The sequence below is a fragment of the Pseudomonas sp. JV241A genome, from assembly GCF_900275665.1.
In the GTDB taxonomy this organism is placed as follows: Bacteria; Pseudomonadota; Gammaproteobacteria; order Pseudomonadales; family Pseudomonadaceae; genus Aquipseudomonas; species Aquipseudomonas wadenswilerensis.
In genome coordinates, this window is record NZ_OPYO01000035.1 from 67223 (window position 1) to 81235 (window position 14013).

Annotated in this window: 12 protein-coding genes; 5 read left to right on the top strand and 7 right to left on the bottom strand. The window is 60.8% G+C overall.

Translation table 11 applies throughout. The annotated features are described in order from the left end of the window. Positions 1–2: 2 nt before the first annotated feature. Positions 3–665, top strand: a complete 663-nt coding sequence (locus JV241A_RS24025) for a hypothetical protein (protein WP_134064817.1) — start codon at positions 3–5, stop codon at positions 663–665. A gap of 90 nt (positions 666–755) precedes the next feature. Beyond that, on the top strand, positions 756–1910 hold the full coding sequence (locus JV241A_RS24030; protein WP_115084871.1) for a hypothetical protein: 1155 nt from the start codon (positions 756–758) through the stop codon (positions 1908–1910). 111 nt (positions 1911–2021) lie between these two features. Here the strand turns inward: JV241A_RS24030 and JV241A_RS24035 are convergent, their stop codons facing one another. Together JV241A_RS24035 and JV241A_RS24040 are read right to left on the bottom strand one after the other, a co-directional pair. Beyond that, the gene (locus JV241A_RS24035; protein WP_115084870.1) at positions 2022–2846 is read right to left on the bottom strand and encodes a hypothetical protein; all 825 of its coding nucleotides are present in this window, start codon (positions 2844–2846) and stop codon (positions 2022–2024) included. 19 nt (positions 2847–2865) lie between these two features. Then, entirely contained in the window at positions 2866–4056 is a 1191-nt protein-coding gene (locus JV241A_RS24040) for an MFS transporter (protein WP_134064819.1), read from the bottom strand. Positions 4057–4153: 97 nt separating this feature from the next. Between JV241A_RS24040 and JV241A_RS24045 the strand changes: the two genes are divergently transcribed. Together JV241A_RS24045 and JV241A_RS24050 are read left to right on the top strand one after the other, a co-directional pair. Further along, positions 4154–5056, top strand: coding sequence for a LysR family transcriptional regulator (locus JV241A_RS24045; RefSeq protein WP_134064821.1), 903 nt, complete (start codon positions 4154–4156; stop codon positions 5054–5056). A gap of 114 nt (positions 5057–5170) precedes the next feature. Next, positions 5171–6835 (top strand): FMN-binding glutamate synthase family protein, encoded by a 1665-nt coding sequence (locus JV241A_RS24050; RefSeq protein ID WP_134064823.1) that lies wholly within the window; start codon positions 5171–5173, stop codon positions 6833–6835. A gap of 30 nt (positions 6836–6865) precedes the next feature. Here JV241A_RS24050 and JV241A_RS24055 read toward each other — a convergent pair whose 3' ends face one another. After that, positions 6866–8167, bottom strand: a complete 1302-nt coding sequence (locus tag JV241A_RS24055; RefSeq protein WP_010221262.1) for an OprD family porin — start codon at positions 8165–8167, stop codon at positions 6866–6868. 228 nt (positions 8168–8395) lie between these two features. After that, complete coding sequence (locus JV241A_RS24060) at positions 8396–9085, bottom strand: DsbA family protein (protein ID WP_134064825.1); 690 nt, start codon at positions 9083–9085, stop codon at positions 8396–8398. A 252-nt stretch (positions 9086–9337) separates the two neighbouring features. Between JV241A_RS24060 and JV241A_RS24065 the strand changes: the two genes are divergently transcribed. Then, positions 9338–11440 carry a TonB-dependent siderophore receptor gene (locus tag JV241A_RS24065; protein ID WP_115084865.1) on the top strand — a complete coding sequence of 701 codons (2103 nt, stop codon included), beginning with the start codon at positions 9338–9340 and terminating at the stop codon, positions 11438–11440. Positions 11441–11510: 70 nt separating this feature from the next. Here the strand turns inward: JV241A_RS24065 and JV241A_RS27760 are convergent, their stop codons facing one another. The 3 genes from JV241A_RS27760 to aguB all read right to left on the bottom strand — a co-directional run bounded on the left by JV241A_RS27760 (position 11511) and on the right by aguB (position 13900). After that, positions 11511–11711, bottom strand: a complete 201-nt coding sequence (locus tag JV241A_RS27760) for a hypothetical protein (RefSeq protein WP_115084864.1) — start codon at positions 11709–11711, stop codon at positions 11511–11513. Positions 11712–11894: 183 nt separating this feature from the next. Further along, the gene (gene aguA, locus JV241A_RS24075) at positions 11895–13001 is read right to left on the bottom strand and encodes an agmatine deiminase (RefSeq protein ID WP_115084863.1); all 1107 of its coding nucleotides are present in this window, start codon (positions 12999–13001) and stop codon (positions 11895–11897) included. Between the two features lie 20 nt (positions 13002–13021). After that, the gene (aguB, locus tag JV241A_RS24080) at positions 13022–13900 is read right to left on the bottom strand and encodes an N-carbamoylputrescine amidase (protein WP_115084862.1); all 879 of its coding nucleotides are present in this window, start codon (positions 13898–13900) and stop codon (positions 13022–13024) included. Between the last annotated feature and the right edge of the window lie 113 nt (positions 13901–14013).

The window sequence follows — 14013 nt, forward strand, 5'->3', positions numbered from 1 at the left end:
TCATGGACTCGCAAAAAATCCTTCTTGGCAGCAACGATCGAGGCCTCGGCCAGGTCGGTGGCGGCGCCCGTCTGCCACGCCTGGACCTGTGGCCATTGACGCCCGACACCCAGGAACCGATGACTCCGCTGTGCACGATCACCGAGCGGTTCCTGCCGATCAACTTCATACCGGCCGGCATGGCCTTGACCGTGTTCATCACCGCCCGCCAGCACGGCGGCGCCTTCAACCGCGCCGTACAGCGGCACTACACGGTCAACCAGCAGGATGACCTGGACAAGACCGGCAATGGTTATGCCCGCGTCATTCTGCATACCCTCGCCGAGCAGGAGCTGCTGCCAGCCGTTCCGCCCTTGCTGCTGGAGCGCAGCTTCATTCAGTTCGAACCGCTCAGCGCGCAGGAAGAAGACGAAGAGCTGGCCGACGAGGACAGTGGCCTGGAAGTCAGCAAGCCGCTGGGACGCCCTTCGTGGCTGCAGGACCCGATCTACGAACCACAGCGCTATCAGTTCCTCATGCAACTGCTGGACAGCGACATTGCCAAGGCCAGCCCTGCCCATGAAGGCCTGCTGGCGGACGGCATCGGCTACCTGTATGTGAACCGCCAGGCGCGGCGCGGCAAGGAAGGTGACGAGGGAGGATTTTTCTTCATTCAGTTCACGTGAAGCCCGAGGCTGGCCATTGCTGCGGCAGATTCCGCAATGGCCCTTGCTGACGTATCATCCGCACCTTGCTCAAATTCACATGGATGTCCGATGAAAGCCGCCGCGCGCCTGCTTCCTGCCGCCCTGTTCGCTGCCTGCCTGCACAGCCCCGCAACCGTTGCCGCGGGCTTTGACTGCAGCAAGGCCAGTACCCTGCTGGAAACCGCCATCTGCACCACGCCGTCGCTGTCGGCCAAGGACGACACGCTCAACGAGCGCTACAAGCCGCTCAAGGACCGCAAGATTTTCCGTGAGCTGGAGAACTTCTGGCTGCGCGAGGTGCGCAATCGCTGCGAGACTGCCGCCTGCCTGGAAGTCGCCTACGACCAGCAGATCAAGCTGCTGACGCCAGTACCGGCACTATCCCAGGTTGATCCCAAGAGCCTGCAGCCCCTGCCCCGCGACCAGCGTTATACCCAGGTCGAGGATGAGCCGTGGCAGCGCTTTCCCCTGGCCACCGTCGCCGACATGAGCGAAGACAGTTTTGCCTACCTGGTGGACGTCGCCACCCTCGATGGCGTGCTGAACGTGGTGCTGTTCGTTTCCGAAAAGCAGGATGACGAAGGCAGCAACCCCGGCAATATCTATGACAGCCGCCCGATCGGCACCCTCTACGAATACTCCGATGCTCGCCCTGGCCTGCACCCGTTCGCGCGCAATGTGCGCTTTGATGGCTGGAACAATATCACCGCCAACGATCAGGGCCGGCGCTATGCCGGGATCATTGACGGGGTGTTCTACTACCGGCAGAAGCTGAGCGGCGAAGCGCAGCAAAGCATGGCCTACAAACTGGGCTCCAAGGCTACGCCGCAACCTTCAACGCAACTGTACGCGGCCGAGTCCAACAGCAAGCGTTTTGCCAAGGCGCAGATCAGTGGCGACCTGAACCACGACAACTCCGGCCTGCTGATCTATTACCCGCACCTTACCGGCGACAGCAACCCCTACGACCGGGTGATGGACAAGGATGCCGGCGGCTGGAGCCTGGTCAACCCGACCTGGAGCCCGACCCGGCCAGTGCTGTACTTCGACAACAACGGTGGGTTCGCCTGTATCTGGCGGGTCGACCTGGTGAGCAAGCGCCTGGAGAAAATCGTCCCCGAACACGAAGCGGTGGCCGCCCGCCCGGTGGACGTCATTGGCCGCGAGGCGATCGTCTACCTGGAAGCCGACCAGCTGATGTTTGCCATCGCCCCGGATCAGTAAGCCGTCAGCTCGCCGCAGCCAGTATACGGGCGCGCCTGCGCCCGATCAGGCGACCACTGCCGAACACGGCCAACGATGGTGCCATGTCCACGGAAATGAACCGCCCGGAGGTTAATGCAGCAGCTCTGCACACTCCTTCATCACCCCGGCTTTCATTCGCAGGTAGCGCTCGAATATCTCCCGCGCCGCCGCCTGATCGACATTGATCTGCATGGCTTCGACAAACTGCTCGACCGCCGCTACCGCATGGGCGAAGTGATTGCTCTCGGTACCACCGGTGTGCACGGTGACCCAGGCCACCGTCGCTCGAGCCCGTTCTGCCGGTATGCCCATATCGCGGACGAACCACTCCTTGAACATCGGGTGGATGAACTCGACCTCGCCATGGGTATAGACCTCATGCACCAAAGTGGTCAGCAGACCTTGCAGCAAGTCACGCTCACGCAGGCGCTGGCGGTCGGTCCAGTCCTTGAAGGACTGGGCAGAAGGCAGGCAGTTGGCCTTGAGCATCCATTGGTCATCACCACAGATCGGCGTCGCCATGTTGTAGAACAGATCGGCATGCAAAGTGTTGCCCAGGGCGCCAAGGTCTTCGTCGGTAATCCGTTGCAGGCTGCCGCAGGCGCGATAGAGTTGGTCGGCAGCCATAGAGCCTGCATCGGAACGGGCCAGCAGGGTCAGGCGGTTGGCCAGCCCGGAGACACTGGCCGCGGAGTTGTTGGTTTTCGACCAACTGGCGAAGAACTTGCGCAGCACCGCAGGTGAATGCCTACGCTCGGTGAGCAGTGAAAAAGCCTTCTCGATTTCCATCAGCTCGTCCTCAACCGCCCAGAACGCTTCGAACAACGCGTGCTTGAGGGTGCTGGCCGGCATGTCATTGAGCACCGGCTCGACGATTGAAAGCAGTTTGCTGTGCAGGGCTATCACGGTGTTCATTTGAGTATTCACGTCCTTGTTATGGATGGGTCAGCGGTTTTTTGAACGTATTTGTGTCAGCAGCATCGGTGCGCTGCCAGCCAAACCAGGCAATCAGCATCACCAGCAGTTGTGCAGCCATGATCAGAGGCACACAGCCTGACCAGCCCCAGCGCTCCCAGAGCAACGCCGGTAACAAGGCGCCGACGCTGCCGCCCAGGTAGTAGAACGTCAGGTAGCAGCCTACGGCGCCGGCCTTGTTGTGCTTCGCGGTGGTGGTGACAAAAGCATTGGCGGCCGCCTGGGCGAGGAATACCCCTGTGGAACTCAACGCCAGTCCCAGCACGATCCACCAGAGGCTGCTGAGCAACGTCAGCAAGGACCCGCACAGCCCTAGCACGCCGGCTACCAGCACCAGGTGTGCAGGCGGTCGGGCGCCGGCCAGCTTGCCGGCAATCGGCGTGACCACCAGGGCCAGGAGAAACACCGCATAAACCGAGCCCAGCGCTGCTGAGCTGAGATTGAATGGCGCGGCCAGCAGATGCAGCCCGACATAGGTGAAGGTGGCGATTTGCGAAAACAACACACAAAAACCAACCAAATAGGCAGCCAGCAACCGCCTATTGCGCAGCATGCTGATACGTTTGTTGGCGATGGTGATCTCGATCAGGCGCGCGCCGCTGGGCAGCAGCCGGTGGATGCTCAGGCCGATCAGCAAGTTCAACGTCGCCAGCAGGATGAAAGCTTCGCGCCAGCCCAGGTATTCAGTCATGACCCCGGTCAGAAAGCGCCCGGCAAAACCGCCGAGAATGGTTCCGGCGACGTACAGGCTGGTGACTTCGGTGACTTTGGCACCCTGCCAGCGCTCGCCGATGTAAGCCACGCTGGTGGCGAAGATCACCGGGATCAGCATGCCCTGGACAAAGCGCCAGAACAGCAGGCTGTTCAAGTCACTGGCCGATGCCAGCATCAAGCCCGGCAGGCTGAGCAACAGCGTTGCGGCGACCAATACGGTCTTCTGGCTCCAGCGCCGGGTCAGCACGCCGACAAAGGGTGCGACCAGGGCCACGGCCAGGGTGGTCGAGGTGATGCTCCAGCTGACGTGCTGGGCGCCCACAGCGAAACTCTGCGCCAGCTCGGCGAGAATGCCCTGGGTAGCGTAAAGCGGCAGAAACGCGGCACATCCGCAGAGGAACATGGCGAAGCGGGCGGCGGACAGGCGCGATTGCATGGGAAAACTCGTTACAGTGACGAGCAGTGTTTATAAGGTGCGGTCATTGGCGCTGGCCAATACCGATTTCGGACCGATTGATACCTCAAGGTGCAACATGCTCGATGTGCGAAAGCTGCGCTATTTCATTGCCGTCGCCGACGACCTGCATTTCGGCCGCGCCGCGCAGCGTCTGCACCTGGCCCAGCCGGCACTGACCCGGCAGATCTCGGCGCTGGAAAGCCAGCTGGGGTTTCGTCTGTTCGAGCGCAGCAGCCGTAGTGTCAGCCTCACCGGCGAAGGCCAGCAGTTTCTGCCCTACGCCCGCGGAGTGCTGGAGCAACTGACTCTTAGCGAGAGCTTTGCCGCCAAGCTGGCTGCCGGGACTGCCGGGCACCTGAGCATCGGTTATGCCAGCTCGGTAGCCTTGAGCGACCGTTTCACCCAGGCTATCCAGCAGTTTTCCCGCGCCTATCCGCAGGTTCGCCTGACCCTGGTCGAAGAAGCCTCCAGTGCGCAATGGCGGAACATCGTCGAAGGCACCCTGGAAATCGGTCTTAGTCGTCTGTTGCCACCGCAGGAGTTCAGTGAGCTGCAGGTCCAGCCGCTGGATCAGGAGCCACTGTTTGTGGCGCTGGCCGAGGACGACCCGCTAGCGACCCTCGAAACCATCAGCCTGGTCGAGCTGCAAGCGCATCCTGTGGTGCTGTACAGCGACGAGCAGGGCACCGGCCTCAACGATGCCATCGAGCGCTTGTTCCACCATTGCGAGCTGCCCTTGCTGCGCGGGCCGAGGGGACGCCAGATCACGTCGATCATTGCCCTGGTGGCAGCCGGTCAAGGCATCGCTCTGGTCCCCGCCTGCGCCCGTGCCTTGAACCGGCGCGGCGTGTGCTACCGCCCCCTGAGCGAAGCTGCGGCCACCATCGGTTTACTCGCTGTCAGCCATCGCCATCGACGCTCACGGGCAGCCGACGCTTTTCTGCAAATACTCGCCCAGGCAACCGAATCCGGCGCATGAGCGTGGCCGCCTGACAAGCACGGCGGGGATAAAAGTGTTTTACCGAAACCACTGGTTTTCTACCGGGGCGCTTTGCCTATCCTAGGAAGGATCTCTCATATCAGCGGAAGATCCATGAAAGCTTCGCTACCCAGCCGCTACACCTGCCTGTTCGGCTGCCTTGTTTTCACCCTTGCCAGCCTGCCGTTTCTTTCTGCCCATTCCTGGTTATGGCCTTTGACCCTGATCAGCGCGCTGCTCAGCCTGGTCGGCCTCAATGACCTGCGCCAAAGCCACCACGCAGTACGGCGCAACTACCCGATCCTCGGCAACATCCGTTACCTGATCGAAACCATCCGCCCGGAGATTCGTCAGTACCTGCTCGAGGGCGATGACGACAAGCTGCCGTTTTCCCGGGCCCAACGCTCGCTGGTGTACGCGCGGGCCAAGAATGAAAGCGCCGAGAAGGCCTTTGGCACCCTCAACGATGTCTACCGGCCAGGCTTCGAGTTCATCAGCCACTCCATGCTGCCGGTAGAAACACCCGACCCAGCCTCGTTTCGCATCAGCATCGGCGGCCCGCAGTGCCGCCAACCTTACTCGGCATCGATCTTCAATATCTCGGCGATGAGCTTCGGTGCGCTCAGTGCAAATGCCATTGCTGCGCTGAACAAGGGCGCGAAACTTGGCCACTTCGCCCATGACACCGGTGAAGGCAGCATCAGCCCTTACCACCGTGAGCATGGTGGCGACCTGATCTGGGAAATCGGCAGCGGCTATTTTGGCTGCCGCACGCCAGAGGGCCGCTTCGATCCTGAACGTTTCGCCGAACAGGCCCGCGACCCGCAGGTGAAGATGATCGAGATCAAGCTCAGCCAAGGCGCCAAACCCGGTCATGGCGGAATATTGCCAGGACACAAGGTCAGCGCCGAAATCGCCGCAACCCGTGGTGTGCTGATGGGCGAAGACTGTATTTCACCGGCGGCGCACAGTGCCTTTCGCAGCCCGGTGCAACTGTTGCAGTTTATTGGCCAGTTGCGCGAGCTGTCCGGTGGCAAGCCCGTGGGTTTCAAGTTCTGCCTTGGCCACCCATGGGAGTTCATGGGCATCGCCAAGGCCATGTTGGCCACCGGTATCATCCCGGACTTCATCGTGGTTGATGGCAAGGAAGGCGGTACCGGCGCCGCGCCACGGGAGTTCAGCGACAACATCGGCGTGCCGATGCGCGAAGGCCTGATGTTCGTGCACAACACCCTGGTGGGCCTGAACTTGCGCGACAAGATTCGTATCGGCGCGGGCGGCAAGATTGTCAGTGCTTTCGACATCGCCAGCGTGTTGGCCATCGGCGCCGACTGGGTCAACTCGGCCCGTGGCTTCATGTTCGCCATCGGCTGTATCCAGTCGCAGAGCTGCCACACCAACAAATGCCCGACCGGTGTAGCCACTCAGGATCCGCTGCGCCAACGGGCCCTGGTTGTGCCGGATAAGGCTGACAGAGTTTTCAGCTTCCATCGCAACACCCTGCATGCTCTGGCCGAAATGCTTGCCGCTGCTGGCCTTGAGCACCCCAATGAGCTCAAACCAAAGCACCTGGTGCGACGCATCAGCGCCAGCGAGATCCGCCTGTTTTCGCAGCTGCACGTATTCCTCAAGCCCGGTGAATTGCTCAGCGGCTCGATCGACAGTGAGTTCTATGCACGGATGTGGCGCATGGCCCGTAGCGACAGCTTCGAGCCGCAGAGCAGCGAGGGGCTGGCGATCAAGCCTGCTGTACGCCGAAAAGAAACAACCCCGGCCTAGGCCGGGGTTGCTGGAGTCGCCAAACAGCTATCAGAGAATGCTGATCGGGTACTCGACGAATACGCGGACTTCGTTACCGTCGTCGTTGTAGCCGTTCTGACGAACGCTGTCAGAAGTACGCAGGAACGAGCTACGCAGTTTGACGGACAGGTCCTTGGCAGGGCCTTCCTGAACCACGTACTTGAACTGGTTGAAGATTTCGCGCTCTTTACCTTCGCCGAAGCCGTGGGTGTTGATGTTGTCACCACGCACGTAGGCCACTTTGTAGGTCAGGCCCGGTACGCCGAAGGCGCCGAAGTCCAGGCCGTAGCCCAGCTGCCAGGAACGCTCGTCTTCAGCGTTGAAGTCGGACCAGTAGGAGTTGGCCAGGTAGATGGTCGAACCACCGTCACCCACGCCACCGGCGTTCTGGTAGAAGCCGTACTGATAACCGGTGTCGCCAGTGCTGCGCTGGTGCGCAATGGTGATCGAGTGCGGGCCGAAGGCGTAGGTGGCCGCCAGGCTCCAGATGGTGTTGGAGTCACCGGTCAGGTCGGCGGCAGCGACGTACTTCTTGTCGATGTCCGACTTGTAGCCGTTGAAGTCCAGGGTCAGCGACTGGTCGTCGGCGATAGGGTGAACGTAGTTCACGCCCAGGTAGTGCTTCTTCAGTACATCTTCAACATCGGAGGTGTACAGGGAAGCCGACAGGTTTTCGGTGAACTTGTAGCTGCCGCCGAATACGTTGATCGACTTCAGGCCACCGCTGTCACGGCCTTCAGCACTTTTGCGGGCTTCCTGGGTGAAACGACCGGCGTTCAGTTCCAGGCCCTTGATCTCCTTGGAGGTGATCAGGGTACCGGTGTAGCTTTCTGGCAGCAGGCGACCGTCGTCGTACTGCAGCACTGGCAGTTCCGGCATCTGGTCACCGTACTTCAGTACAGTGTTGGAGATGCGGAATTTAACTGCTGCGCCACCACGGGCCAGATTGTGCGGGGAGTTCTGCTGGTTGGTTGGCGAGTCGCCGTCCGCCGGCTTGAAGAAGTCGATACCGCCACCGCCGTTGCGGCCTTTACCACCGTCCAGACGCACAGCGTACAGACCGAAAGCGTCGACACCGACACCAACGGTGCCCTGGGTGTAGCCGGAGGAGAACTTGCCGATGAAGGCCTGGCCCCACTCGCTTTGGTCTTTGGTGTGGTGCTTCTTGTCACGGTTGATGAAGGCGTTGCGCAGCAGAACGCTGGCTTTGCTGTCTTCTACGAAGCCCTTGGCTTCGGCCTGGTCATTGGCCATAGCCTGAGTCGCTGCCATAAGCCCCAGCGCGATCAGACTGATCCTGGTTTTCAACATTTTATTTTCCTTATTACTTAGTCAAAGACGCTCTGCGACCAAACGCCAAAAACCACGCCCCCTGCGTGGGTTGACGCTCACGGGTCTGAAAATAGAAAGCCCGCCTGCGAGTGTTCGCAGCGGGCCTTTTTTTCTGGACTCTTGGCCGATGGGCCTACAGGCGTTGACCGAATCCTATCCGTGTGCGGATCAGCATGTCAAAAATTCGTGAAAAGTAACTGTTTCCGGTTACGAACCGCAGCCATCAGGGGTGCAAAACGGCAGGTTAGAGACCTTTGCCTCAGCGCTCAGGTAGAACTCCCGGTCCAGCCATTGCACAAAGGCGTCAGGCTTACCGAGGAAGGGGCCGATGTCGATGACCTGCAGCCGCCCTTCGCGCTCCAGCACCAGGGTTGGATATCCCTGCCCACCGACGCTGGCCATGAATGCGCGGCTGGTGCGCATATGGCTTTGTGTGTCCATTTCCAGCAATGCGCTGGCAAAAGCTTGGGCAGGTAGCCCCATCTCTGTGGCGATTGCCTTGAGCACCGCATCATCGGCAATACGTCGACCTTCTACGTAGTGCGCACGCTGCAAGCGCGCCAGCAATTCAAGGCCACGGCCCGCCAGTTGCTCTGCGGCAAGGATCGCCGCGATTGGCGGCTGCGAATCGAACACTGCATCGTGGTCACGCAACAACCCTTCGAAATAGTCCCGGCCAAAAGGCTGCCCCGTGTATTCAGCGATGCGCCGGTCATGGGGCATGACAAAGTCGCGCAGTTGCGCCGACACCTTCTGGCGATTGGCGCCCGCCATCATCCCGCCCCCGTGTATCACCACCGGCAACAAACCGCTGGCAGCGCTGATCAGCGGCTCGGCGCCATAGCACCAGCCGCACAGGGGGTCGAAAACATAGTGAAGGGTGGTTTGCACCGGCATAGCGGTCTCCGCGACAGCAAAAAATGATGCCGTCAGGTTAATGCCCGCGAAGATTGCGAAAAACGTCGTCGTGACGACAGGTTTGTTGCAAAAAACAGCACAAATAACCCTGCCAGACTAAAGGCTTATAGACAGAAATATCTTGAAACAAACAGCTCGTCGACAAACAAAGAAACAATTAACGTTAGTAAATGGCAAGCATTATCATTCGCGCAAAATTTTCCTCTGCCAATGAATGTCCGGATATCCGCCATGCTTGCCCCCTGCCGCCTTTCTCCGCTGACCCTGGGCCTGTCGCTGTTGTTCAGCTCTGGCCTGGTCGCTGCTGCCACCACCACACTGCCCGAGGTCTCGGTCACCGCCGAGACAGATCGCGAACGCGATGATCCGCGGGTACCTGAGGTCAACACTGCAACCCGCACCACTACGCCTGCCCGCTATGTGCCCCAGGCCATCGACTCGGTGAAGACCAGCAACGTCCTGGACTACGGCAGCAATGACCTGGGCAAGGCACTCAGTGGCATCCCCAACGTCAGCAGCGGCGCCGACACGCGCTTTGACAGCGTGCGTATCCGCGGCTTTGATGCCAGCAACGACTTCTACCTCGACGGGATCCGTGACGACAGCCAGTACGTGCGCGACCTGCACAGCATCGAGCGGGTTGAAGTGCTCAAGGGGCCGGCCGCGGTGCTCTATGGCCGCGGCAGCCAGGGCGGGATCGTCAACCGGGTGAGCAAGATGCCGGAAGCCGGCCGGCGTTCCAGCATCGAGGCCCAGGGTGGCAGCGAAGACCTGCGCAGCCTGTATGCCGATCTCAGCGCCGATCCAACCGACAACATCAGCCTGCGCCTGAACATGGGCAATCAGGACAACAACAGCTTCCGCGACGGCATCGATGGCAGCCGCCAGCTGTTCGCGCCGTCCATGAGCTGGCAGCTGACCCCGGAGTTGAACTGGCTGGTGCAGTACGAATACAGCCGTTACAACCGTACCCCGGATCGCGGTATCCCCAGCGTCAATGGCCGCCCGGCCGATGTCGGCCGCGACACCACCTACGGTGATACCCAGCGCGACTTCATCGACGACAAGGCCCAGTCCCTGCGCTCGCGCCTGAACTACCAGCTCAGTGACAACTGGCAGGTACGCCATACCCTGGGCCTGTTCAAGCTCAACAGCGATTTCGACAACACCTACCAGACCAGCTACAACACCACCACCCAACAGGTCACCCGCCAGCGCTGGCAGCAGGACCTGAACACCCGCAACCTGTTCAACAACCTTGAACTGGAAGGCAACTTCGACACTTTCGGCCTGCAGCACACCCTGCTCACCGGCCTTGAGTTCGGCAACCAGCGCCGCGACCCGCTCCTCTACACCGCAGCGACCTCGGGCACAGGCTCTCGCCCGGTACCGAGCCTGGACCTGAACAATCCCAACCGTAACCTGCAACACAACGGCACCATGGTGGTCTCCAGCAATAACCACACCGTGGTCGACAGCCGCGGCCTGTACCTCCAGGACCAACTGCGCCTGAATGATCAGTGGCAAGTGCTGGCCGGGGTCCGTTTCGACCAGTTCGAAGTGGAAACCACCAACAAGATCCGCGGCATCTCCGAAAAGCAGGACAGCAACAGCACCAGCCCGCGCCTGGGCGTGGTCTATTCGCCCTGGAAGGAGCACTCCTTCTATGCGTCCTGGAGCAAGACGTTCTCGCCAGTCGGCGGTGGCTTGATCGGCATCACCCCGGGTGCTGCCGGCAACACTAACGAAACCAGTCCGGAACAGACCCGGCAGAAGGAAATCGGGGTCAAGAGCGACTGGCTAGATGAGCGCCTGAGTACCACCCTGGCGGTCTACGAACTTGAACTCTACAACCGCCGCACCAGCGACCCGAACAACCCGGGCATCACCCTGCTCTCGGGCCTGCAGCGTTCCCGCGGCGTCGAGCTGACCACCACCGGCAACATTGTGGGCAACTGGTACGTACGCGGCGGCATTGGTATCCAGGATGCAACCATCGTCAAGGACAACAACGGCCAGGAAGGCAACCGCGTGAGCAACGTCGCCAAGCGCAATGGCAGCCTGTTCGTGACCTGGAAGCCGGAAATGGGCTGGTACGGCGAAACCGGCCTGACCCTGGTCGGCGAGCGTTATGCCGACAACCAGAACACGGCGGTATTACCAGGTTATGGCCGCTGGGATGCCTTGGCCGGCTTCCGCACCAAGGACTGGGACTTGCGTGCGGCGCTCAACAACATCACCGACAAGACCTACTACAGCTCGGCCACCAGCGCCGCGCAGATCCAGTTCGGTGATCCCCGCAGCCTGATCGTTACCGGCACCTATAGTTTCTAAACGCCAAGCGACTAAAAAGGGCGGCATTGTTCAGACAATGTCGCCCTTTTCATTCCTGCTGCCGAACCTCCTAGCGGCTGCCATCACCCAGCAGCGCTTCCAGCTCTGCTTCGCTAAGCAGGCCTGCCGGATAACGCGCCAGCAACGTGCGTCGCTGGTCGGCCTTCCTGACCCGGTTTGCTCCATTGTGTTTCAACCACTGCGCCACGCGTTGGAGGGACTCGTGATTCACCGCTGATGGGGGCGAAGCCGGCTCACTTGCTGCATTCATTTCGACACGTACTCCCGGGGCCGTGAGCGGCTAACCTACTCAAACTTTGTGACAGAACTAAGCAGCCCTATCTGTTTGAAATACAATGCAAAACAAATACAAGAGGTGTGCCAGAAGGCTATGCCGATCGTCGTCCACGCAAAAAAAAGCCCGTCAATCGACGGGCTCTTTTCCTCCAGCGCTTCAGCCTTTGGCTGGTGCCGGTTGCTGCTGGGTCAGACAATGAATGTTGCCGCCCCCCAGAAGCATCTCACGCCCGGGGATCATGACCACTTCGTGTTCAGGGAACACTCGCGCCAGAATCGCTCTAGCTTCAGCATCTGCCGGGTCGTCGAAGCTTGGCGCGATGATGCCGCCATTGACGATCAGGAAGTTGACGTAGGAGCCGGCCAGGCGCACCGACGGGTTGCGCTCCTGGCTGCCGGCCACCGGATCGACCCCGGCGCACTCTTCTTCAGTGGCGAACAACGGCCCCGGAATCGGCATCTTGTGCACGGTAAAGGCGCGGCCTTTGGCGTCACGGCTGTTCTCCAGCACCTCAAGTGCGGCATGGCAGCGTGCGTAATTGGGGTCTTGCGGATCATCGGTCCAGGCCAGTAACACTTCACCCGGGCGAACGTAACAGCAGAAGTTGTCGACGTGGCCGTCGGTCTCGTCGTTGTACAGGCCATCCGGCAGCCAGATGATGCTGTCAACTGCCAGGTGATCGCCCAGAATGGCTTCGATCTGCTCACGGTTCAGGTGCGGGTTGCGGTTGTGGTTGAGCAGGCATTCCTCGGTGGTGATCAGGGTGCCTTCACCATCGACATGGATCGAGCCGCCTTCCAGCACGAAGCCTTCGGTGTGGTAGCGCTGGCAGCGTTCCATCTCCAGCACCTTGCTGGCCACTTGCTCGTCGCGGTTCCATGGCGAGTACAGACCACCCTCGAAGCCGCCCCAGGCATTGAAGCCCCAGTCGACACCACGCACTTCACCGCTGTCGTTGATGACGAAGGTCGGGCCGGTATCACGAACCCAGGCGTCGTCGTTGCTGATTTCCACCACACGAATGTTCGGCAGGTCCAGACGGGCGCGGGCGTTATCGTATTGAGCGGCGGAGACGGCAACGGTCACCGGCTCGAAACGGGCGATAGCCTTGGCCAGGGTCACGTGGGCAGCCTGCACCGGCTTGCCACCCAGGCGCCAGTTGTCCGGGCGCTCGGGCCAGACCATCCAGACCTGGGTTTGTGGCGCCCATTCGGCAGGCATGTGGAAGCCGTCGGCGCGCGGGGTACTGGTAAGCGTTTTCATAGATGATCCTTGCTGAACTATCAGGATTGCAGCGCGCCGTCGAGGGTCTTCACCGGGCCGTACAGATTCGGACGACGGTCTCGGAAAGTGCCCCAGGCACTGCGGGTGTGCTCAAGTTTGTCGAGGTCGAAAGTATGCACCAGCACACCCTCCTCGGTCTCGTTCAGCGCCTGGACCTTCTCGCCGAACTGGTTGGCAATGAAAGAGGAGCCGTAGAAGGTGATGTCGTAGCCGTCCTGCTCTTCGCGACCGATGCGGTTGCTGGCGATCAGCGGCATCAGGTTGGCGCCGGCATGACCTTGCTGCACACGCTGCCAGTGGTCGCGCGAGGAAATGGTTTTATCGTGCGGCTCGCTGCCGATGGCCGTCGGGTAGAACAGCACCTCGGCACCGAGCAGGGCCATGCTGCGCGCGCACTCGGGGAACCACTGGTCCCAGCAGATGCCTACGCCGATTTTCGCGTAACGGGTTTGCCAGACCTTGAAGCCGGTGTCGCCCGGGTTGAAGTAGTACTTTTCGTGATAGCCGGGACCGTCCGGGATGTGGGTTTTACGGTACACGCCGAGGTTGCTGCCGTCGGCATCGATGATCGCGATGCTGTTGAATCGCGCGCGCCCGGCCAGTTCGTAGAAGCTGATCGGCAGCACCACCTGCAGCTCTTTGGCGAGCTGCTGGAAATGGGCGATGGCGGCGTTGGATTCAACCGGGGTGGCCAGCTGCAGGTAATCCGGATTGGGCTTCTGACAGAAGTACGGAGTTTCGAACAGCTCCTGGATCAGGATGATCTGCGCGCCCTTGGCGGCGGCTTCGCGGACCAGCCGCTCGGCAGTTTCCAGGTTGCCCTGGCGGTCCCAGGTGCAGGCCATCTGGGTGGCGGCAACAGTGACAGTGCGGCTCATTTATTCCTCCTCGGCAGGTGGCTGGGCCGACAAGGCCAGGCCATCACGGTGATGATGGAGGCATTTATATCCGATAAATATCGGCTTTAAAAGTGACATTGCGAAAATATTAG

Excerpts from the sequence above, each read along its gene's own strand:
- JV241A_RS24025 (WP_134064817.1), top strand. The coding sequence starts at position 3 with ATGGACTCGCAAAAAATCCTTCTTGGCAGCAACGATCGAGGCCTCGGC.
- JV241A_RS24030 (WP_115084871.1), top strand. The coding sequence starts at position 756 with ATGAAAGCCGCCGCGCGCCTGCTTCCTGCCGCCCTGTTCGCTGCCTGC.
- JV241A_RS24035 (WP_115084870.1), bottom strand. The coding sequence starts at position 2,846 with ATGAACACCGTGATAGCCCTGCACAGCAAACTGCTTTCAATCGTCGAG.
- JV241A_RS24040 (WP_134064819.1), bottom strand. The coding sequence starts at position 4,056 with ATGCAATCGCGCCTGTCCGCCGCCCGCTTCGCCATGTTCCTCTGCGGA.
- JV241A_RS24045 (WP_134064821.1), top strand. The coding sequence starts at position 4,154 with ATGCTCGATGTGCGAAAGCTGCGCTATTTCATTGCCGTCGCCGACGAC.
- JV241A_RS24050 (WP_134064823.1), top strand. The coding sequence starts at position 5,171 with ATGAAAGCTTCGCTACCCAGCCGCTACACCTGCCTGTTCGGCTGCCTT.
- JV241A_RS24055 (WP_010221262.1), bottom strand. The coding sequence starts at position 8,167 with ATGTTGAAAACCAGGATCAGTCTGATCGCGCTGGGGCTTATGGCAGCG.
- JV241A_RS24060 (WP_134064825.1), bottom strand. The coding sequence starts at position 9,085 with ATGCCGGTGCAAACCACCCTTCACTATGTTTTCGACCCCCTGTGCGGC.
- JV241A_RS24065 (WP_115084865.1), top strand. The coding sequence starts at position 9,338 with ATGCTTGCCCCCTGCCGCCTTTCTCCGCTGACCCTGGGCCTGTCGCTG.
- JV241A_RS27760 (WP_115084864.1), bottom strand. The coding sequence starts at position 11,711 with ATGAATGCAGCAAGTGAGCCGGCTTCGCCCCCATCAGCGGTGAATCAC.
- aguA (WP_115084863.1), bottom strand. The coding sequence starts at position 13,001 with ATGAAAACGCTTACCAGTACCCCGCGCGCCGACGGCTTCCACATGCCT.
- aguB (WP_115084862.1), bottom strand. The coding sequence starts at position 13,900 with ATGAGCCGCACTGTCACTGTTGCCGCCACCCAGATGGCCTGCACCTGG.